At 69.2% G+C, this 22,930-nt stretch carries 5 protein-coding genes and 2 pseudogenes; all 7 read right to left on the bottom strand.

The window, feature by feature from the left end; all coding sequences use genetic code 11:
• Positions 1 to 8,098 (bottom strand): non-ribosomal peptide synthetase (locus DZC73_RS20205; RefSeq protein WP_124542187.1); only part of this gene is annotated, 8,098 nt, incomplete at its 3' end.
• A gap of 116 nt (positions 8,099 to 8,214) precedes the next feature.
• Positions 8,215 to 17,655: pseudogene (locus DZC73_RS20210) on the bottom strand (amino acid adenylation domain-containing protein); the annotation flags it as partial.
• Between the two features lie 33 nt (positions 17,656 to 17,688).
• Positions 17,689 to 19,062 (bottom strand): annotated as a pseudogene (locus DZC73_RS30705) (condensation domain-containing protein); the annotation flags it as partial.
• A 39-nt stretch (positions 19,063 to 19,101) separates the two neighbouring features.
• Positions 19,102 to 20,010, bottom strand: a complete 909-nt coding sequence (locus DZC73_RS20215; RefSeq protein ID WP_124542189.1) for an aspartyl/asparaginyl beta-hydroxylase domain-containing protein — start codon at positions 20,008 to 20,010, stop codon at positions 19,102 to 19,104.
• A 109-nt stretch (positions 20,011 to 20,119) separates the two neighbouring features.
• Entirely contained in the window at positions 20,120 to 20,770 is a 651-nt protein-coding gene (locus tag DZC73_RS20220; RefSeq protein ID WP_124542190.1) for a 4'-phosphopantetheinyl transferase family protein, read from the bottom strand.
• A gap of 64 nt (positions 20,771 to 20,834) precedes the next feature.
• Entirely contained in the window at positions 20,835 to 21,686 is an 852-nt protein-coding gene (locus DZC73_RS20225) for a cupin-like domain-containing protein (RefSeq protein WP_124542191.1), read from the bottom strand.
• A gap of 4 nt (positions 21,687 to 21,690) precedes the next feature.
• Positions 21,691 to 22,923 (bottom strand): aminotransferase class I/II-fold pyridoxal phosphate-dependent enzyme, encoded by a 1,233-nt coding sequence (locus DZC73_RS20230; protein ID WP_124542192.1) that lies wholly within the window; start codon positions 22,921 to 22,923, stop codon positions 21,691 to 21,693.
• Positions 22,924 to 22,930 lie beyond the last annotated feature (7 nt).

The raw sequence follows: 22,930 nt of genomic DNA on the forward strand, positions 1-22,930 counted from the left end.
CGTAGCTCACCTCGCCTTGCAGGTCCACCACCGCCACCGTCTTCGGGCTGTGATGCGCCTGCGCTTCGAACAGCTCGTGCACCCCGGCGTGCCTCGGGTACTCCGTCTCCGTCGCGTTCCATTGCACCAGCTGGCGTTCGCGTTCGCGCTCACTCAGCAGCTCGAGTTCGTCGAGCGTCTCAGCCTCGTCGTCGAGCATGGCTCGAAGCGCATGATGCAGGTAGCCCACGAAGCGCTCGACCGTCTCGCGCTCGAACAGCGCGCTCGCATACACCAGGCCGCCGGTGATCTGCTCGCCCGATTCGGCCAGCAGCAGCGACAGGTCGTACTTCGCCGCTTCATGGCCGTGGGCCACGGGCTCCAGCGTCAAGCCGGGCAGGTCCAGCGTGACGGGCTGCCCGCCTTGCCAGGTGAAAGTCACCTGGAAGAGCGGCGTGTGCGACGTGCTTCTGGCCGGGTTGACGAGTTCGACCACCTGCTCGAACGGCAGGTCTTCGCAGGCCTGCGAGTCCAGCGCCTGCGTCTTCACATGGGCGAGGAACTGCGCCACGCTCGGGTGGCCGCCGAGGTCGAGCCGGACCGCCAGCGTGTTGACGAAGAAGCCGATCAGCTTCTCGATGTCCTGCCCGCGGCGGTTGGCCGACGGCGTCCCGATGACCACGTCCTGCTGCCCGGCACAGCGGCCCATCACGATGGCCCAGGCTGCCAGCAGGGTCATGAACAGGCTCACGCCGTGGCGCTGGCTGAAGGCCCGCAATTCGGCGCTCAGCGTTGCATCGAGCACCACCGGCACCGAGGCGCCCGCATGGTCTTGCCGCGCCGGACGCGGACGATCGGTGGGCAGCGTCAGCAGGACAGGCGCGCCGGCCAGGGCCTCGCGCCAGTAGGCGGCGCGCTCTTCGCCCGCCGGTCCGGCCAGCCAGCCGCGCTGCCAGGCCGCATGGTCGGCGTACTGGATGGCCAGGGGCGGCAGCGGATCCTCACGGCCTTGGGCATATGCGGCGTACAGGGCGCCCAGTTCGTCGACCAGCACGCCGATAGACCAGCCGTCGGACACGATGTGGTGCAAGGTGAGCAGCAGCACGTGCTCCTCGTTGCCGAGCACCACCAGTCGCGCGCGCATCAGCGGGCCGGTCTCGAGGTCGAACGGTGCGCTCGCCTCTTCCATGGACAGGCGGCTGAGCTCCGCCTCGGCATCCGCGTGCCGGTCCAGCCGGCTCTCGCGAAGCGCCACGTGGGCCATGTCTTGCGGCGCGATGCGCTGCATGAGCCGCCCATCGACCATGTCGAAGGTCGTGCGCAGCGCCTCGTGCCTGGCGACGATGCGGTCGAAGGCACGGCGCAGCACAGCGCGGTCCAGCACACCCTTCAAACGCAGCGCGAGCGGTACGTGGTATGCGTGACTCGCGCCTTCCATGGTCGCGAGGTACCACAGCCGCTGTTGAGCGAAGGAGGCCGGGATCGGTGCGTCGCGCCGGCAGCGCGTGAGCGGCGGCAATTCGCTGCGCCCCGCCGATTGCAGGTGCGCGGCCAGGTCACTGAGCACCGGGTGAGCAAACAGATTGGCCAGGTCGATCTGCACGCCGAAGGATTGCGCCGCGCGAGACGACATGCTCACCGCCGACAGCGAATGGCCGCCGAGCTCGAAGAAGTTGTCGTGCCGGCCCACGCGTTCGACGCGCAGCACCTCGGCCCAGATCTGCGCCAGCCGGGCCTCGGTGTCGCCCACCGGCGCCTCGTACGCCCGCGACGGGTCTGCCCCGTCCTGCGGCGCGGGCAGCGCCTGCCGGTCGATCTTCCCGTTGGCCGTCAGCGGCAGCGCCGCCAACTGCACCACCGCCTGCGGCAGCATGTGCTGCGCCAGCGTGCGCTGCAGCCACTGCTTGAGTTGCGCAGCCTCCAGCACCACGCCCTCGGGCGCCGTGCAGTACGCCACCAGCCGCGTCTCGCCCGCATCCTCGCGCGCGACCACCACCGCCTGGCTCACCGCCTCGTGCGCCAGCAGCGCCGCCTCGATCTCCCCCAGCTCGATGCGCACCCCGCGCACCTTCACCTGCGCGTCGTTGCGCCCCAGGAACTCGATGCTCCCGTCCTCCAGGTAGCGCGCCAGGTCCCCCGTGCGGTACATGCGCGCTCCAGCCCCTGCGAACGGGTCGCTCACGAAGCGCTCGCTCGTGAGCTGCGGCTGGTTCAGGTAGCCGCGCGCCACCTGCGCCCCGCCGATGTAGAGCTCGCCGGCCACCCCCTGCGGCACCGGCCTCCTGTGCTCGTCGAGCAGGTAGATCGCCGTGTTGGCGATCGGCCGTCCGATGTGCAGCACCGGCACCCCGGGCTGCAGCACCCCGGAGGTCGCCACCACCGTCGCTTCGGTGGGGCCGTAGTTGTTCACCAGCTCGAAGCCCAGCGCCCGGGCGGGCATCTGCCGCAGCCGGTCCCCGCCGATCAGCAGCCGCCTGAGCGTGCGGTGCCCGTGCCCCGTGGCGAACGCGTGCTCGGCGATCGGCGTGGGCAGGAAGCTCACGTCCAGCGCCTCTTGCTCCCACCACGCCAGCAGCGCCTGCGGGTCCTGACCGCACTGCGGCCCGGGCATGCACAGCTGCGCCCCCACGCTCAGCGCCGGCCACATCTCCCAGACCACCGCATCGAAGCCGAACCCCGCCACGCTGGACGCCCGGTCCCCCACCTTCAGCTCGAACGCCTGGCAGTGCCAGCCAATCAGGTTGGCCAGGTGCCGGTGCTCCACCATCACCCCCTTGGGCTGACCGGTGGACCCCGAGGTGTAGATCACGTAGGCCAGGTTCGATGGCGTCACGCCCGAGTCCACAGGATCCCGGCTCTCGCGCTCCCAGGCGCGTTGAACTGCGTCCAGCTCGATCACCGGCACGTCCAGCGCCGGCAGGCGCTCGCGCACCGCCCGGTCGGTCAGCAGCGCACGCGGCGCGCTGTCGCCCATCATGTGTGCCAGCCGCGCCTGCGGGTACGCCGGGTCCAGCGGCACGTACGCCCCGCCGGCCTTCCACACCGCCAGCAGCGCCACCACCATCTGCACGCTGCGCTGCATGCACACCGCCACCCGCTGCTCCGCGCCCACCCCCAGCCGCCTGAGGTGATGCGCCAGCTGGTTCGCCTGGGCATCCAGTTCCGCATAGCTCAGCGCCTGGCCTTCGCAGCTCACCGCCACGCTCGCACCGCGCTGCCACGCCTGCGCCTCGATCAGCTCGTGCACGCACCGGCCCGTCTCGATCACCGACTGCGTCGCGTTCCACGTCACCAGCATTCGCTCGCGTTCGGCACTCGGCAGAAGGTCGATCGCCTGAAGCGGCATGTCCGGCGCCGACTCCATCGCCGTCACCAGGCCTGCCAGCGCCTCGTTCATGTAGGCGCAGACGCGCGCCGCATCGACGGGCGCGACGGCCTGTGCGACCAACTCGAAGCCCTCGCCCAGGTCGTCGACCGACAGGGCCAGCGGGTAGTTGGTGCGCTCCGCCGACGAGAGGTATTCCATCCCTTCCCACGCCTCGTTCGCGGCTTCGTCGTTCACCGACGTCGTATGGCGATAGTTCAGCAAGCTGCTGAACAGCGGCAACGGCGCCTTGACGCCGCTGCACCGCTGCGCCATGGCAAGCGACGCATGTTCATGCCGCATCAGTCCGGCCAGCAGGGCCTGCACCCGGCGCACGCCATCGGCCACCGAGAGCTGGTCGAGCCCGACCCGCAAGGGCAAGGTGTTGATGAAAAGACCCAGCGCACGATCGGCACCTTCGCCGCCTTGCATGCGGCCGAAGAGCACCGTGCCGAACACCACGTCATCTCGGCCGGACAGGCGTGCCAGCACCATCGCCCAGGCCAGGTGGCACACGCTTGCCGCGCCGACGCCCCACGCGCGCGCCTTCGAGCGCAAGCGTCCGGCCAGCCCTTGCGCCAGGCGCAGGCGAGCCTCCCCCAGGCGATCGCCATCGCCGCGCGCATCCACCAGCCCGAACGGCGCGGTGGGCTCCTGCACGTCGTGCAGCATGCTGCGGAAGAAGGCTTCGCGCTCCTCGGCGTCGACATTCAGGCGCGTTTGCGCCACGAAGTTGCGGAACGGCAGCGGTTCGGGCAGTTGCTCGCCCTGGCCGAGCAGCACGGCCCGAACCTCGGCATGCGCCTGCTCCAGCGCGGTGTGGTCGATGGCCAGGTGATGGAACAGCTGCAGCATCACCCAACGCGAGTTCGCTGCATCGTGGGCCACCACGATGCGCAGCAGCGGCGCCTGGCGGATGTCGATGCGGTGGCGCCGCGGATCGAAGCGCGCCAGCAACTGCCCGGCCACGTCGCCATCGGCCGTGTCCAGCGCCACCTCCTCGATGGCCAGCGGCGCGTTGCGCCAGACCACCTGCACCGGCTCGCGCACGCCCTCCCAGTGCACTGCGGTGCGCAGGATGTCGTGCCGGTCCACCACGTGCTGGAGCGCGCCCACATGCCGCTCGATGCGCTCGCGGCTGTCAAAGGCCAGCAGCGCGTGCAGCAGGTAAGGGTCACCCTGCTTGACCAGCAGGTGGTGGAAGAGGATGCCTTCCTGCAGCGGTGCGAGCGGATAGATGTCCTGCACGTTGGCAGCGCCGCCCGGCACCCGGTCGACGATGCGCGCGATCTCGGCGTCATCGAGCGCCACCAGCGGCAGCATGTCGGGGGTGATCGTGTCGCACCCGGGCACGATGCCGTTGGGTGGCACCGCCGCAGCGGCGTGTTCGCCGCCCACGCTCTGCGCGAGCGCCGACAGCGTGGGTGCAGAGAACATCACCCGCACGTCGGCCGACACGCCCGCCTGGCGCATGCGTTCGATGACACGCACCGCCAGCAGCGAGTGGCCGCCCAGTTCGAAGAAGTTGTCGTTGCGACCGACGCGATCGAGCTTGAGCTCCTCGGCCCAGATGCGCGCGAGCGTGGCCTCCACCTCGCCCACCGGCGCTTCATAGCCGCTCGCCGCGATGGCGGCATCGTCGGGCGCCGGCAGTGCCCGGCGGTCGAGCTTGCCGTTGATGGTGAGCGGCAGCGCGGCGAGTCGCACGTATGCCGCCGGCAGCATGTAGTCCGGCAGGCGCGGCATCAGGTGCTCGCGCAGGGTCTTCGCGTCCAGCGCCACATCGTCCGAGGTGTAGTAGGCGACGATGCGTTTGCGGCCCGGCTCGTCCTCGCGCACCAGCACCGCCATCTCGCCGATGGCCGGATGCTCGCCCAGGCGCGCCTCGATCTCTCCCAGCTCGATGCGAAAGCCTCGCACCTTCACCTGGAAGTCGTTGCGTCCCGCAAAGTCGATGTTCCCGTCGGCGAGGCGGCGCCCGAGGTCACCGCTCCTGTACATGAGTTCGCCGGGTCGGAACGGGTCGGCCACGAAACGCTCGGCGGTCAGCTCGGGCTGATGGAGGTAGCCGCAGGCCAGGCCCGCGCCCCCGATGCAGATCTCGCCGACCACCCCCGTCGGCACCGGCCGCAAATGGCGGTCGAGCAGGTAGATGCGCGTGTTGGCGATGGGGCGGCCGATGGGAATGCTGTGGGCACCCTCGGGCACTTCGGTGAGGCGATGGGTGGCGGCGAACACCGTGGTTTCGGTGGGGCCGTAGCCGTTGATGAGGTTCTGCGGCGGGTTCGAGCGCAGCACCTTGGCGACGATGCGCGGGTCCAGCGCATCGCCGCCCACGAGCAGGAAGCGCAGTTGGCCGAACACGTCGGCCAGCACGTCGGCGTACTGGTTGAACAAGCCCACCGTGAGCCAGGCCGCATTCACGCGATGCCGGATCAGCCCTTCGCGCAGACGCTGCGGCGACAGCACCTCGTCCTGGTCGAACACCACCACGCACATGCCGTTGAGCAGCGGCACCCACACTTCGAGCGTGTTCGCATCCCACGCCGGGTTCGACACGTAGGCGAAGCGGTCGCTCGGCCGGAAGTCGGCATAGCCGTTGTTCAGCGAGACGCGTCCGATCGCCCGGTGCGGCACCACCACGCCCTTGGGGTTCCCGGTGGACCCCGAGGTGTAGGTCACGTGCGCCGGCGCCTCGCTGTCCATGGGCAGCTGCGGGTCGTGCGACGGCAGCGCATCCCATGGCAGATCCTCCACGTCGCAGCGCTGCACGCCGTCCATCACCGGCAGCGCCAGCCCCGCGGCGCACAGCACCACCTGTGCCTCACAGTCGCGCACGATGAACGCCTGGCGCTCGTCGGGCGCGTTCTGGTCCAGGGTGACGAACACCGCCGCGCACTTGAGCACCGCCAGTTCGGCCACCACGATCTCGATCGAGCGCGCCATCAGGATCGCCACGCGCTGTCCGGGCTTCACGCCCAGCCCCAGCAGGTGATGCGCCAGGCGGTTCGCCTGGGCGTTGAGCTGCGCGTAGTCCAGCGCCCGCTCGCCGTGCACCACCGCCGGTGCCTGCGGCTGCGTCCTCGCGTGGGCCTCCACCAGCCAGTGCAGGCACTCCCCGCTCGGGTAGTCCGCCTGCGTCTCGTTCCAGCTCACCAGTTGTTCGTGCCGCTCGGCCGCCGGCATCACGTCCAGGCTGCGCAGTGCCGCGTCCGATGTGCTCTCGAGGGCAAGCACCAGTTGCTCCAGCGCCGTGTGCATCAGCTCGCACACCCGCTGCGGCTGCGCGGGCGCCTGCACCTGCGCCGTCAGCGTGAAACCCTCACCCAGGTCGTCCACCGACAGCGTGAACGGGTAGTTCGTGCGCTCTTCCCCGCCAAGGAATTCGATGCCCAGCGTGTTGCGCGCTGATCCCGCCTGAGGCTGGGTCGTGTGCCGATAGTTCAGCAATGCGCTGAACAGCGGGGCCGGTGCCGCCACCGCACTGCAGCGTTGCGCCAGCGCCAGCGGCGCATGCTCGTGGCGCAGCAGCCGGGTGAGCAGCGCATGCGTGCGCCGAACGCTCGCAGGCGCACTGTCGTCACCCACATGGATGCGCACCGGCAGCGTGTTGATGAAGAGCCCCAGCACCCGGTCGGCGCCGGACCCGCCTTGCATGCGGCCCAGCATCAGCGTGCCGAAGACGACGTCGTCGCGTCCCGACACCCGTGCCAGCACCTGCGCCCACGCGACGTGGAACAGGCTCGCCGCGCTGACGCCCAGTGCTCGTGCGCGCTCGCGCAGGCGGCGAGCCAGCGGTGAATCGACCTCGCGGCGGAACTCGGCGATGCCGCGGCCGTCGCCTTGCACGTCGACCAACCCGTACGGCGTCGTGGGCTCGTCCACATCGGCCAGCATCTCGCGGAAGAAGGCTTCGTGCTCCTCCATCGCCACGCCCAGGCGTGCCTGCGCCACGAAGTTGCGGAACGGCAAGGGCGTCGGCAGCTGGCCCGTCTGGCCGAGCATGAAAGCGGCCACTTCGTCCTGGATCACCTCGATCGTCGTGTGATCAACGCACAGGTGATGGAAGAGCATCAGGCTCAGCCAGCGCCCGTTGGCGGCGTCGTGCGCCACGAACAGGCGCAGCATGGGGGCTTCGCGGATGTCGAGCCGGAAGTGGCGCGGGTCGAAACGCGCACGCAATTGCTCGACGGCGTCGGCGCCGTCCACATCGATGCCCACCTCGGTGACCACCAGGGCCGAGCGGCGCTGCACCACCTGCACCGGGTCGGGCAGGCCTTCCCAGTGGATCGCCGTGCGCAGGATGTCGTGCCGGTCGATCACCGCCTGCAGCGCAGCCGCATACTCGTCCAGCCGCTCGCGGGTCTGGAATCCGTACAAGGCATGCTGCAGGTACGGGTCACGGGTCCGGACCATCCGGTGGTGGAAGAGGATGCCCTCTTGCAGCGGCGCGAGCGGGTAGATGTCCTGGATGTTCGCCGCGCCCCCCGGCGTCGCGCCGGCGATGCCGTCGATCTGCGCCTGAGTGAGCTGCACCAGCGGCAGCATCTCGGGCGTGATACGGGCACCGGGATCCCACCAGTCGCCGCCATGCCGGGAGAGCATGCCGAGCAAGGCATTCTTGTGCTCGCGCAGCCCGGGCACGAGGTGCGGCTCGACCTTGCCGGCATCGGCGCGCACGACCAGCTCGTCGCCGTCCCTGCGCAGTTGAATCGAGCGTTCGGCCAGGGCATCGACCAGTTCAGTGAGCTTCATACGCGCAGGTCCAGCAGACTCGATGGTTCTGAATGAGGCTTGGCGACCTTGGCCGGAATCAGGTTCGGCGGAACGTCGACAAGCCCGCTTTCTTCGTTGACGGATGCAGAGAAGGTCGCGATCGTGGGGGCCATGAACAGGCGCTGCACGTCGGCGGCGAGGCCGGCCTGGCGCATGCGTTCCATGACGCTGACGGCCAGCAGGGAATGGCCACCGAGCTCGAAGAAGTCGTCATGGCGCCCGACCTGCTGGACTTGCAGCACTTCGGCCCAGATCGCCGCCAGCGTCTGCTCCACCTCGCCCAATGGCGCTTCGTAGCCGCTGCCGATGCCCGGCGGGTCCTCGGGCTGCGGCAGCGCCTTGCGGTCGAGCTTGCCGTTCGGAGTCAGCGGCAGTTGCTCCAGATGCACGAAGGCCGTGGGCACCATGAACTCCGGCAACTGCCCCGACAGGTGCTCGCGCAGCGCCTGCGCACCCACTGCATCACCCGTGACGTGCGCGGTGACATAGGCCACCAGCCGCTTGTCCCCGGGACTGTCCTCGCGTGCCAGCACCACCGCTTCTTTCACCCCCGGGTGCTGCACCAGCCTCGCCTCGATCTCCCCGAGCTCGATGCGGAACCCGCGGATCTTCACCTGGTGGTCGTTGCGCCCCAGGAACTCGATGTTCCCGTCGGCCAGGTACCGCGCCAGGTCGCCCGTGCGGTACATCCTCGCACCGGGTTCCTTCGCGAACGGATCGGCCACGAAGCGCTCGGCCGTCAGGGCTTCCCGGTTCAGGTACCCGCGCGCCACACCGGCTCCGCCGATGTACATCTCCCCCACCACCCCGATGGGCACCGGCTGTCCCCTCGCATCCAGCAGGTAGATGCTCGTGTTCGCGATCGGCCGTCCGATGTGCGGCTTGAAGCCTTCTTCCCTGGCCATCGACACCCAGGTCGAGTACGTCGTCGTCTCCGACGGCCCGTACAGGTTGCACACCCGCTGCACATCGCTGTGCTCGAACAGCTTGTCCACCAGCGGCTGCTTCAGCGGCTCGCCCGCCAGGTTCACCGTGCGCACGCTGCGCGGCACCGCCTGCGCCTGCAGCAGCGCCTGCAGCGCCGAGGGCACCGTGTTGATCAGGCTGGCACTCACCGGCTGCTGCACCAGCGCCAGCGCGTTGTCCACCACCTGCACGCACGCCCCCACCGACAGCGGCACGAAGCACTCGTACACCGCCAGGTCGAAGTTCAGCGACGTGCTCAGCAGCGTGCGCTGCAACTCCTGCGCCGCGAACTGCGTCTTCGCCCACTGCACGAAGTTCACCGTGTTGCGGTGCTCGATCGCCACCCCCTTGGGCTGGCCCGTCGAGCCCGAGGTGTAGATCACGTACGCTAGGTCCTGCGCCGTCGCTCGGCTGGCGGGGTTGCTCCCCGGGCGCACCGTGCTGTCTTCCTGGTCCAGCAGCAGCAGCTGCCGCGCTTGTCCGGCCAGCCGCTCGCTCAGGCGCGACTGCGTCAGCACCACGCCGGCGGCGCTGTCTTGCAGCATCCACGCCAGCCGCTGTGCCGGGTACGCCGGGTCCAGCGGCACGTACGCACCACCCGCCTTGAGCACCGCCAGCATCGCCGCCACCATCGCCGTGCCGCGCTCCACGTACAGCCCCACCAGCACGCCGGGGCCCACGCCGTGCTCGTCGATCAGCCGGTGCGCCAGCCGGTTCGCGCGCTCGTTGAGCTCGCCGTAGCTCAGCTGCTCTTGCCCATGCACCAGCGCCACCGCCTGCGGCGTGCGCTGCACCTGCGCCTCGAACAGCCCGTGCAGGCATACCCCGGATAGATACGGCACCTGCGTCGCGTTCCACCCGTCCAGCACCTGTTCGCGTTCACTCGAAGGCATCACGTCCAGCGTGTTCAGCGCCTGCTGTGGCGCGCTCTCCAGCGCCTGCACCAGCTGCTCCAGCGCCCGCTCCATGTACGCGCACACCCGCTGCGGTTCGATCGGCGTCTGCACCTGCACCGTCAGCCCGAAACCTTCGCCCAGGTCGTCGACCGACAGGGTCAGCGGGTAGTTGGTCCGCTCCTCGCCGCCCAGCACCTCGATGCCTTCCCACGCCGCGTCGATCCTGGCGCGGTAGTCACCGCTGCCGGCCGCGGCGTCCGCGCCTTCGTGGTAGTTCAGCAGCGTGGTGGAGTGCCGGTAGTTCAGCAGCGCGCTGAACAACGGGGCCGGCGCCGCCACGCCGCTGCAGCGCTGCGCCAGCGCCAGCGGCGCATGCTCATGGCGCAGCAGCTCGGTCAGAACGGCATGCGTGCCACGGACCCTGGCTTCCACGCTGCCTTCGCCCACGCCCAGCCGAACCGGCAAGGTGTTGATGAACAGGCCCAGCACCCGGTCAGCGCCGGACCCTGCATGCATGCGGCCGAACAGCAGCGTTCCGAAGACGACATCGTCGCGGCCGCTGGTTCGCGCCAGCACCATCGCCCAGGCCAGGTGGAACAGGCTGGCCGCGCTCACACCGAGCACCCGGGCCTGCGCCCGCAAGCGCCTGGCCAGTGCTGCATCCAGCGAACGCCAGGCCTCGGCGATGCCGCGGCCGTCGCCGTGCACGTTGCCGAGACCGAACGGTGCGGTGGTCTCGTCGACGTCGCCCAGCATGCGTCGGAAGAAGGCCTCGTGCTCCTCGCGCGACACCGTGAGGCGCGCCTGCGCGACGAAGTCGCGGAACGGCAGCGAACGCGGCAGCTGGTCCGCCTGGCCCAGCAGATGGGCCTGCACCTCCTGCTGGACCACCTCCATCGTGGTGTGGTCGAGGGACAGGTGATGGAACAGCAGCAACATCACCCAGCGCGAATTCGCTGCATCCTGCGCGAAGAACATGCGCTTGAGCGGCGCGCGCCGCACGTCGATGCGCTGGGTCCGCGGGTTGAAGCGTTCGAGGAGTTGCTGCCCGATGTCACCTTGGGCCGCATCCAGCTGGACTTCCTCGATCGACAGCGGCGCTTGCCGCCACACGACCTGCACCGGTTCGGACAGACCTTCCCAGACCACGGCCGTGCGCAGGATGTCGTGCCGGTCGATGACCGCCTGGAGCGCATTCACGTAGGAGGCGAGCCGCTCACGGCTGTCGAAGCTGAAGAGCCCGTGCAGCAGGTAGGGATCCCCCTCGTCGGCCATCAGGTGGTGGAAGAGGATGCCTTCTTGCAGCGGTGCGAGCGGATAGATGTCCTGCACGTTGGCCGCGCCGCCATCGACGCCGCGCACGATGCTGTCGATCTGCGCGGCATCCAGCTGCACCAGCGGCAGCATCTCGGGCGTGATGTGCCTGGCGCCGGGCGGAATGCCGTTGGGCGGCACCTCGATGCCACCGCCCACCGTGCCGACGGCAGCCGCCAGCTCGGCGATGGTCGGCGTCGCGAACAGCGCCCGCACGTCCGCCTCCACGCCGGCCTGCCGCATCCGTTCAATCAGCGTCACCGCCAGCAGCGAGTGCCCGCCGATCTCGAAGAAGTGATCGTGGCGTCCCACACGCTCCTGCTTGAGCACCTCGGCCCAGATCTGCGCGAGCGTCTCTTCGATCTGCCCCACGGGGGCTTCGTAGGCTTGTGCCCCGCTGTCTGCCACGCCCGGAACAGGCAGCGCATCGCGGTCGAGCTTGCCATTGGGCGACAGCGGCAGCGCGTCGAGCCGCACATAGGCCGACGGCAGCATGTACTCGGGCAACTGCCCGGCCAGGTGGCCGCGCAGCAGCTCGCCCCCGATGGCCGCCTGGCCGTCGGCGGTGTAGTAGGCCACCAGGCGCCTGTCGCCCGGTGAGTCCTCGCGGGCCACGACGACGGTGTCGCCAATGCCCGGGTAGCGGGCCAGGCGGGATTCGATCTCGCCCGGCTCGACGCGGAAGCCACGGATCTTGAGCTGGAAGTCGTTGCGGCCGAGGAACTCGATGTTGCCGTCGGGCAGATGGCGCGCGCGGTCGCCGGTCTTGTACATGCGCGCACCGGGCCGGGCGGAGAACGGGTCGGCGACGAATCGCTCCTGCGTGAGCCCATCCTGGTTCAGGTAGCCCCGTGCCACGCAGGTGCCGGCCAGATAGAGCTCGCCGACGCTTCCACGAGGCACCGGCTGGCGCTGGGCATCCAGCACGTAGACCTGCGAATTGGCAACCGGCCGCCCGATCGGCGGCAGCGCCGGCCAGCCGGCGGGTTCCCCGTCGAGCACGAAGGCCGTGACGACGTGCGTCTCCGTCGGACCATAGTGGTTGTGCAGCCGGCACGCGGCCAGCCGCGTGAACATCCCCCCGATGGCAGGCGTGATGCGCAACTGCTCGCCGGCCGTGATCACCTCGCGCAATGCCGACCCATCGCCCCCCGAGGCCAGCGCGGCCTCGGCCAGGTGCTGCAGGGCCACGCAAGGCAGGAACAGCCGTTCGACCCGGCGCTCGCAGACGTACGAGAACAGGCGCTTGAAGTCCAGGCGCAGATCGCTGTCGATCAGGTGCAGTTCGGCACCGGCGCACAGCGTGGTGAAGATTTCCTGGAACGCCACGTCGAAGCCCAGTGCCGCGAACTGCAGCGTGCGCAGCGGCGCCGGGGTGTTGGCGCACTGCCAGCTCACCAGGTTCACCAGCGGGCGATGCGGCATCGCCACGCCCTTGGGCCGGCCGGTCGATCCGGAGGTGTAGATGACGTAGGCGAGGTGCCGCGGCGACAGGCCTGATCGCGCGGGATTGCTGTCGGGCTGCTGCTGCCAGGCCGACGCATCGGTGACCAGGTCGAGCACCGGCGCACCACCGCCTGCGGCCATCTCCAGGCGCAAGCGCGCCTGCAGATCGGCGCCGACGGCGGCATGGGTGAGCAGCAGCGCAGGCGCGCTGTCCTCGATCGTCCAGGCCAGCCGCTCGGCCGGGTAGGCCGGGTCGAGCGGCACATAGGCGCCACCGGCCTTGAGGATGGCCAGGACGGCCGTCACCATGTCGATGCCCCGCTCGACGCACAGCGCGACACGGGCATCCGGCCCGACACCACATGCGCGCAGGAAGTGCGCCAGCCGGTTCGCCCGCCGGTTCAACTCGGCGTAGCTCAGTGACTCGGACCCGCAGACCACGGCCACCGCTTGGGGCGTGCGCTGCACCTGCTTCTCGAACAACTCGTGGATGCAGGCATCGGACGCATCGTGGGGCCAGGCCGTCTCGGTCGCGTTCCAGTCGAGCAACACGCGGCGGCGCTCTGACGCATCCATCAGCGGCACGCGGGCCAGCGCCTGCGTGTCGTCCTGGACCATTGCCTCCAGCAGCCGGCGCAGGTAGCCGAGCGTGCGCTCTACCGTTGCGCGGTCGAACAGCGAGGTGGCGTACTCCAGGCTGCCCGCGATGCGGCCGTCGCGCTCCCACATGTCCAGCCTCAGGTCGAACAGCGTGCTGGTGTGCGGCGTGTCCATCGGCAGGACCTGCAGCCCCGGAAGCCGGATCTCGCCGCTGTCGTTGTTCTGCCAGGCGAACATCACCTGGAAGAGCGGGTTGTGCGCCAGGCTGCGTGCCGGCCGCAGGATCTCCACCAGCTGTTCGAACGGCAGGTCCTGGTGCTGCTGGGCCTGCAGGGTGCGGGCCTTCACCTGCTGCAGCAGATCGCCCACCGTGGGCGTGCCCGACAGGTCCAGGCGCAGCGCCAGGGTGTTGACGAAGAAGCCGATCAGCGGCTCGACCTCCGCACGGGTGCGGTGGGCCACCGGCGTGCCGACAACGACGTCCTCCTGCCCCGCCAGGCGGCCAAGCAGCGTCGCCCAGGCGGCCAGCAGGTTCATGAACAGAGTGGTCCCGTGGCGCTGGCCGAGCGCCTTCAGCGCCTGGGTCAACGATGGGTCCAGTTCGAAGTCGACCACTGCACCGGCGTGGTCCTCCTGCAGGGGACGAGGACGATCGGTGGGCAGCTCCAGCAGCGCCGGCGCGCCTTGCAGCCTGTCGCGCCAGTACGCCACTTGCGCTTGCACCAGATCGCCTTCGAGCCAGCGCCGCTGCCATGCGGCGTAGTCGGCGTATTGAATGGCCAGATCGGGCAGAGGCTCGGTCTCGCCCTGTGAATACGCGGCATACAGCGCGGTCATCTCGCGCGCCATCACGCCGATCGACCAGCCGTCCGACACGATGTGATGCATGGTGACCAGCAAGGCATGCTCGGTGTCGCCCAGGCGCACCAGCCGGCCGCGGATCAGCGGCCCGGCTTGCAGGTCGAAGGGGGCGGCGGCCTCCTCTGCGCACAGGCGCGCCAGCTCCGCAGCCGCGTCGGGATGCCCGCTCAGGTCGTGCTTGCGCAAGGTGAAGCCGGCGCCAGGCGGCGCGATGCGCTGCACCGGTTGGCCGTCCACCATCTCGAAACGCGTGCGCAGCGTCTCGTGGCGAGCCACCAGGCGCTCCAGCGCCCGTCGCAGTTCGGTGCGCCGCAGCGTGCCGCTGAGGCGGAAGCCGCCGGCCATGTGGTAGGCCTGGCTGGCGCCTTCCATCTGCGCCAGGAACCACAGCCGCTGCTGCGCGAAGGACAAGGGCAGCGGCTGGCTTCGATCGACCACCGTGATCGGCGGCAATGCGCTGCGCGCCGCGCGCCGCACGAGGAGCGCGAAACCGCTCAGCACCGGCTGGTCGAAGAGGTCCGCCAGGCTCACCTCGACCCCGAGCACCTCGCGCAGGCGCGACACCACCCGCACGGCCAGCAGGGAGTGGCCGCCGAGTTCGAAGAAGTGGCTGCGCCGGCCGATGCGCTCGACCTGCAGCACCTGGGCCCAGATGCGCGCCACCGCGGTCTCGATCTCGCCGGCCGGGGCCTCGTGGCCATGCGCACCATCGCCGGCGCCTTCGGGTGCGGGCAAGGCCTTGCGGTCCAGCTTGCCGTTGGGCGTCAGCGGCAGCGCGTCCAGGGCCACGTAGGTGGCAGGCACCATGTGCTCGGGCAGACGGGCGAGCAGATGAGCGCGAAGCTCCTCCGGCAGCGCGGCCATGCGCTTGGCACGCAGCGGATCGTTGGCATAGGCCGCGTTCTCGTGTCGCGGCGCGGCGGTGTCCATCAGCGCAGCCGCCTGGCATTCGACCGGCGCGCCTTGCTTGGTGATCACCGCGTGGTATTGGCCGTTCGCCTGGTTCGGCAGCCAGCTCAGGCGCAAGGCCCAGCCCCGCTGTTCGCAGAACACCGAGAGTTCGTGGGCGGTCAGGCCGGCGGCGGGCTGCGCGGCGAGGTGCGCGCGCAGCGCCGCCACATCGGGCAGGTCCTCATCGGCCAGGCAGGCCAGTGCCGTCACGGCCTGCTGCACGCGGGGGTTGGGCACGCCCCGCAACCCGACCACGGCGGCGGGGCTGTCGTCCAGCCGCGCCTTCAGCACTTCCGCAGGCCAATCGCTGTCCCGGCAGTCGATCCAGTCGATGTCCACCTTGCGTGCCGAGGCCGGCTTCGCCGTTCCACGCACCGTCAGCACCACGTCGTAGCGGTAGCCCGACATCTCGTTCTGGTACTGGGCCGCCTTCGGCAGAACCTGCACGTGCGTGATGCCGGGACAGCGCTCCTGGAGCGCCAGGAACCAGGCCGGATCGATCAGCAGCTCGGGCTCGCTGCGCGCCTTCTGAGACGCCCTGGCGGCCAGGTCCGCCAGAGGCAGCTCGGGGCTCGCCTGGTGGAGTTGCACCGACAAATGGAAGGCCTCCAGCAGCTTGTGGTGCCGCACGTCGCCCAGGAAGATGTTGCCCTGCGGGCCGATGGCCGCGATGGCCTGCTCGATCACCGTCTGCAGGTAGTCGATGCTCGGGAAGTACTGCACCACCGAGTTGAGGATGACGGTGTCGTAGCCCCAGGCCGGCACGCCGGAGAAATCCGCCGCCTGCGCATGCACCAGCTCGACGGGTGCGCCCAACGGCTGTACGCGCTCGGCCAGCTGCTCGATCGTGCGCGCCGACAGGTCGGTGCCGACGTAGCGCTCGCAGTGCGGCGCCACGTTGAGCAGGATCATCCCGCTGCCGCACCCGATCTCCAGCACGCGGCGCGGCGCCAGTGCGTGGATGCGGCCGAGCTCGCCATCGAGCCAGTCGCGCATCTCCTGCGCCGCAATCGGCATGCGGGTGTAGCTGCTGTTCCAGCCGGTGCTGTCGAAGCCGGGCTGCTCGACGCCCTGCGGCGTCTGGTCGTAGGTCTCGGCCCAGATGTTCGACCATTCCGACACCTGGTCTTCGCTGAGCTGCCGGGCCGTGTCGTCGCTGCCGTCGAACCGCGGCGTGATGTAGGCCACGAGCCGCTTGTCGCCGGGCACGTCTTCACGTGCCACCACCACCGCCTCGCGGATCCCCGGGTGCTGCACGAGCCGGGCCTCGATCTCGCCGAGTTCGATGCGGAATCCGCGGATCTTCACCTGGAAGTCATTGCGGCCGAGGAACTCGATGTTGCCGTCCGGCAGCTGGCGCGCCAGGTCGCCGGTGCGGTACATCCGCGCACCCGGCTCGCTGCTGAACGGGTCGGCGACGAAGCGCTGCGCGGTGAGGTCCGGCCGGTTCAGGTAGCCGCGCGCGACGCCGGCGCCGCCGATGTAGATCTCACCCGTCGCGCCGATGGGCACCTGCCGGCCCTGTTCATCGAGCAGGTGGATCTGCGTGTTCGCCACCGGCTTGCCGATGTGCGGCTTGAAGCCCTCTTCTCGCGTCATCGACACCCAGGTCGAGTAGGTGGTGGTCTCTGACGGGCCGTACAGGTTGCACACCCGCTGGACGGCGCTGTTGGCGAACAGGCGCTCCACCAGCGCCTGCTTCAAGGGCTCGCCGGCCAGGTTCACGGTGCACACGCCAGGCGGGATCGCATCGGCCTGCAACAGCGCATCCAGCGCCGACGGCACCGTGTTGACCAGGCTCACGTCGTGCGGCGCATCCGCCAGTTCGAGCGCATTGGCCACGATCTCGATGCGCGCACCGATCGACAACGGAACGAAGCATTCGTACACGGCAAGGTCGAAGTTCAGCGAAGTGCTGAACAGGGTCCTGGCGAGTTCGTCGGTCGTGAATTCGCCCTGTGCCCAGCGCACGAAGTTCACGGTGTTGCGATGCTCGATCGCCACGCCCTTGGGCCGGCCGGTCGAGCCCGAGGTGTAGATGACGTAGGCCAGTTGCCGTGCGTCGATGCGAACGGACGGGTTGTCGGCGCAGCCTTCGCCGCAGGCCGGGCCATCGATCTCCACGACCTGCGCCGCATGGCGAGGCAGCCGTGCGAGCAGGTGGGACTGCGTGAGCAGCACCGGCGCGGCGCTGTCCTCCAGCATCAGTCCCAGGCGGGCCGCCGGGTAGGCCGGGTCCAGCGGCACGTAGGCCGCGCCGGCCTTCAGGATGCCCAGCATGCCCACCACCATGTGCGGCGAGCGTTCCACGCACAGGCCCACCAAAGTGTCGGCCGCCACGCCGCACGCATCGATCAGATGGTGCGCGAGCCGGTTCGCCCGTGCGTTCAGCTCGGCGTAGCTCAGTGGCTGGCCGCCGAAGACCACGGCCACAGCATCGGGCGTCTGGCGCACCTGCTGCTCGAACAGATCGACCAGCGTCTCACCTGCCGGGTAGTCGGCGCGGGTGTCGTTCCATTGCGCGAGGCGCGCACGGTCCACCTCGTCCAGCAGCGGGATGGAGGCGATCGAGGCGCCGGCGTGATCCAGCACGAAACCGAGGATGTGCGTGAAGCGCCGCGCGATCGCCTCGACCTCCTCCGGCTCGAAGCAGGACTGGTTGTAGACGAAGTCCAGCTTCACGTCCTGCGCCTGGTGGAACTCGCGCACGAACAGCGTCAGCGGCGTCTGCTGCCAGCTGTTGAGCAGGCCCACCGCATGGCCCGGCGCGGTGCCGAAGCGGACGTCATGGTCGTGGCGCTCATACGAGACGCGCAGGTCGAACAGCTGCTGCCGGCCCGTCTGCTGCAGCACGACCTCGCGATTGAGCTCGCTGACGGGATAGCGCTGGTGCCGGTAGTCCTGCTTGAGCTCCGCAGCAATGGACTGCAGCAGCTTGTCAAAGCTCAGCTCGGACCCGAAGCGAAAGCGCATGGCGCTGACGCCCACGAACAGGCCCATCGTCGACTTGTAGGCTGCGTTGGAGCGGTTCAGAACCGGCAGCCCCATCACCAGCTCATCGCGCCCCGTGCTGCGCACGAAGTAGGCGTACAGGACCGCCAGGATGGTCTGGAACGGGGTGGAGTTGTTCGCCCCCGCGAATTCGATGAGCCGGTCGTACAGCGAGCGTGGCAGGTCCAGCGAATGGGTCGCGCTGGGCGCGATGGGCCCGGTGAAGCGCCCACGGTAGTGCGCCGGCAGCAGCGGCTCGGGCAGGGTCTCGTACTTCTTGAGCCAATGCCGGCGCTGGCGCTGGAACAGTTCACCGTCCACATAGGCGCGGTCGTCCTCGATGAAGTCGACGTACGACGGTGCCGCGGGTGGTTGCGACTCGCCGGCCTCAAGGGCGGTGTAGATGGCCGCGGTGCTGCGGCCGATCATCGCGATGGCCCAGCCATCGACGATCAGGTGATGGGCCTGGAACAGCCAGTAGTAGCAGTCGGGACCGATCTTCAGCAGGTCGTGGCGCGACAGCGGTTCGCCGAACAGCGCGAAGGGTTCGTCGAATCGCTCTTGCATCCACGCCATGGCGGCGGCATGCGGATCAGCCTGCGTGGAGAAATCGAGCAGCGGCACCTGCATGGCCATGCGGGCCGCGAACGACTGCATCGGCAGTTCGTCGGACTGCTCGCCCGCGACCAGCACGGTGCGCAGGCAATCGTGCCGGGCCACCAGCAGGTTGATCGACTGCTCGAAGCGCTGGTGGTCGACCGGCCCCTCGATGCGCAGGTAGCCGCCCACGTTGTACAAGGGCGCGTTGCCGTACAGGACCTGGTCGAAGTAGATCTCGCGCTGCGAGGAGGTCAACGGAAAAAGCAGCGTGCCTGAATCGATGTCAATGCGCGAATTCATCTCGTCCTCACATGCCATGTGGTGTCGCGCGCCATGCAGCGCGGCGGCAGGTGTTGCTCAGTTCCAGTACTGCCGGATCAGCGGGTCCTGGTCGGTGGCGCGAAACTGCTCGATGAGGTAGGGACGCAGCGACGAGAACGGCCCGCCCTCGGGGCAGCGGATGTCCAGGAACCAGTCCCGGATCTCCTTCTTGCGAAAGGCCGCGGTGATCGCCTGCTGCTCGACCTCGGTCAGCTCGGGATGCCACAGGTCGACGATCAGCACCACGCGTTGTTCCGACGAATCGTTGAAGGTCTCGTGCAGGAAGGAGTCGGAGAAGAAGATCACGTCGCCCTCCTCCCACTTCAGCGTGAGGTCGGCCACCTGCAAGCGGCAGCCCGGCGGCACGCGCAAAGCAAGATGGCAGCGGATGCGGAAGCTGTCGCGGCTGTAGTGCGGCAGCAGGTGCGTCTTCGGTTCGTGCGCCGAGAAGATCACGTCGCTCCAGCAATAGCCGGACGCCGCGAGCGGCAGCGATCCGACGACCGCCATCGTGTCCGGTGCGCTGGCGGCTGACGGCACCTTCTCGCCCATGTGGAACAGCACCGACATGTCCCAGCGGCCATCGCCGACGATGCCTTCGGTGAAGGTGTAGCGCTTGTATCCCGCGCCGCGAGCTTCCGCCAGGATGGCCGGGTACGCGGCGCGCAGCTTGGCGGCCACTTCCTTGAACTGCGGATAGTCGTCCTCGGAGTAGGCCGGCACATGCGGCAGCCGCGGAAACACCGGCAGCATCGCGGTGTCCTGCCCGCCGCTCTTCTCCTCGGGCCGCGACCCGTCGAGGATCTGCAGGAAATGCTTGACCCGGTCCAGCTCCGGGCCTGCGGACATCACGCGCTGGTAGTAGCCGCCGCGTTTCATGATGCCGGCAATGCGCCGCCAGACGGCGCGCCGATGGGCCTCCTGGAAGGAGTCGGTGGTGTTCATGTTTGCTCCTTTTTCAATCTGCTGTCGAGGCTGCGTCTTCACGCACTCCACGACGTGTTGTAGGCGCAGGCACCGCCCGTTTGGCTACGGAGATCCGTAGCGCCGCGATTCAGCCGAGGAAGTGCACTGCGGTGCTGGTGAACGATGCAATCGCGCCCACGGTCCTCGTGCGCGAATCGACCCACTCGGTGAATTGCAGATCGCCGCATGCGGACCTCACCAGGCGGTCGGCAGGCAACGCGTCGACGCCCGCTGCGCTGAGGTCGCACGCCGCCATGCCGTCCAGCGACAGCCGGCCGAGCTTGATGAGGCACTCCTTGCGCACCCACAGGCGCAGCGCCAGCATCTGGCGGGGGCTGGGCGTGCCCGGCTGCGCCGCTTTGCTGTCAAGCGCCGCGAGCGCATGGCACTCGTCGCGCGAGAACACCCGCTCGGACAGCGACGGATCGAATGCCACGGCGTCCCATCCTTCGAGGTCGATGGCGCAAGGCGTGACGCCGACGACGGCGCCGACCGCATCCGTGCAGTGGGTGAGCGACACGTGCAGCGAGGGCTGGCCGTGGAAGAAGGGCCGGCCGTGGTCACCGCCGCACTCGTCGCACCGCTGGCCGAGCACGAGGGACTGTTCATCGAGACCCGTCGCCGCTGCTGCGGCGCGCCGGACCAGAAGGTGCGCGGCCAGGTAGCTCTCGCGCGCCGGCGCGCTGCGCAAGGCCTGCAGCCTGTCGATCTCGTAGCGGGCGAGCAAGCGCGTCAGCACGGCCCGATTGCCGCGGAGCACCTCGGACGGTGCCCCGACGAGGGCGAGCAGGCCCGGCGGCCCGCTACCGACCATGGTCGGCCGAGACCTCGGGCGCCGGCCTCCAGGCCGACAGCACATCCCACGCGCGGGTGGCGAGTTCCCATCGGAATTGCCGGTAGTGGAGATAGCCCGTCCAGCGCGCACGCCAATGCAGGCTCACCGCAATCGACGCCTGCACGCACAGCTGCAGCTGCCACCAGAATGCGGGAAGCCACAACAAGTCCCCCGGCTCCAGCGTGCAGCGCAGCGCCGTCGCATCCTCGAAGCGCGGGAAGCGCGTGAAGTCAGGCCGTGTCGCATCGACGCGGCTGAAGCGAACGCCGCCGCGCCACAGCGCGTGCCGGTACAGCCGCCCGGAGTCGGCAGGCCCGAACAGCAGGAACTTGCGGCACCCCTGCAGTTGCGCGAGCAGGACGTGTGCGCTGTCGTAGCGCAGCCGGGTCTGCATGCCGCGCGGACCCAGGCTCAGGGAGACTCCTGAACGCTGGGCGCCTAGATCAGGCAGAGGGTCGAGGTCGGTCATCAGCACCGGGAAATGGTCCGGGATCGATGCCTGCAGCAGCGCGAGCCCGTTACCGCCACTGTCCGTGAAGAAGGTCTGGTCGAGGAGTTCGCGCAGCGGCATCGCTCGTCGATGAGAGCCGGTCACCTCGGCCGGAAAGCAGCGGGTCGGCGAGACATCGGCGGTCACCACCGCGTCGCCGACGACGCTGCGCAGGTACCGAGGCGTCCAGGTGGACAGGGCATGCCAATGCCTTGCCGCGCCGCCGAGAACGACCGGCGTGTCACGACGCAGCAGTTCGTCGCGCAGACCTGCGGCCGACCAGTCTTCGAGCCGGTCGACGAACTCATGCGGGAAATCCCACTCCGTCACACCGTCATCCTTTCACGAACTCGCCAGCCACGGCGCGTGTGGCCACCGGCATGCCGCTGAGCTCCAGCGCGCTGGTGAGGTCGCGCAGGAGATCGCCCGGGTCCTCCACGCCCACGGACAGGCGCACCAGGTTGTCGGCCGGGACGCTGACGCTCGCATCGGACAGGGTCGACGCGTCCATGGCACCCAGCATGGAGTGCGACATCGACTGCGCATGTTCGGCACAGCTCGTGATTCCGCCGAGACTGACCGAGAGCCCGAAGACCTCGGTGTTCTCGATGAGCCGCACCGCGGCGGCGCGGCCGCCCTTCAACGCGGCGGTGATCACCGCGCCGCCGCCCGTGAGGTACTTCTGGGCCAGCGATGCCACCTCGGGACGAGGATCCAGCGGCGGATAGAACACCTGCTCCACGTGGCGATGCGACGCCAGCCGCTGCGCCAGCAGCTGCGCGGTGGCGTTCTGCCTCGCGATGCGCAGCTCCAGTGTCTTCAAGCCCTGCGAGATCTGCCAGGCTGCCTGCGGGTCGATGCACGCGCCATAGAGCGCCTGCTTGTGCCAGATGCGGTCGATGAGCGCCTGCCAGCCCGACACCGATCCGCCGAAGACGGTGTAGTGCCCGCTCATGTACTTGGTCAGGCTGTGGATCACGAGATCCGCGGCACGCACCTTCTCGCCCAGGACGCCCGGCGGCGAGAACGTGCAGTCGCACACCGTGAGCACTTCGCGGCTCTCGCAGGCCGAGCGGATGGCATCGAAGTCGGCCACGCGAAGCTCGGGATTGCTGATGCTCTCGAAGTAGACAACCTTCGCGCCACGGGCCAGCAGCTCGGGCAAGTGTTGCGGGCGCGACGGATCGAAGAAATCGACTTCGATCCCGAAGCGGCCCAGTTCCTCGACGAGGAAGCGCGTCGTGTCGCCATAGAGCGCACGGGACGCCAGGATGCGCTCGCCGGGCGAGACCAGGGCCAGCAGCGTGGTGGTGATGGCCGACATGCCCGAGGGAAACACCAGCGTCGCGTTGCATCCGAGCAGCGTCGACAACTGGTTCTCGAGGTAGCTCACGGTGGGGTTGCCCCAGCGCGTGTAGTAGGACGTCGGGTGCACCGCCTCTTCGGTGGCCGCGGCGACCTGGTGGTCCGGCATGCGGAAGATGCTGGACTGGTAGATCGGCTGCACCACCGGGTCATGGCGAGCCACGACGTTGGGCACCTTGAGGAATCGCGTGAATCGTTCCATGGCTGGC

Origin of the sequence: Rhizobacter terrae (assembly GCF_003852895.1) — a bacterium.
GTDB lineage: Bacteria > Pseudomonadota > Gammaproteobacteria > Burkholderiales > Burkholderiaceae_C > Albitalea > Albitalea terrae.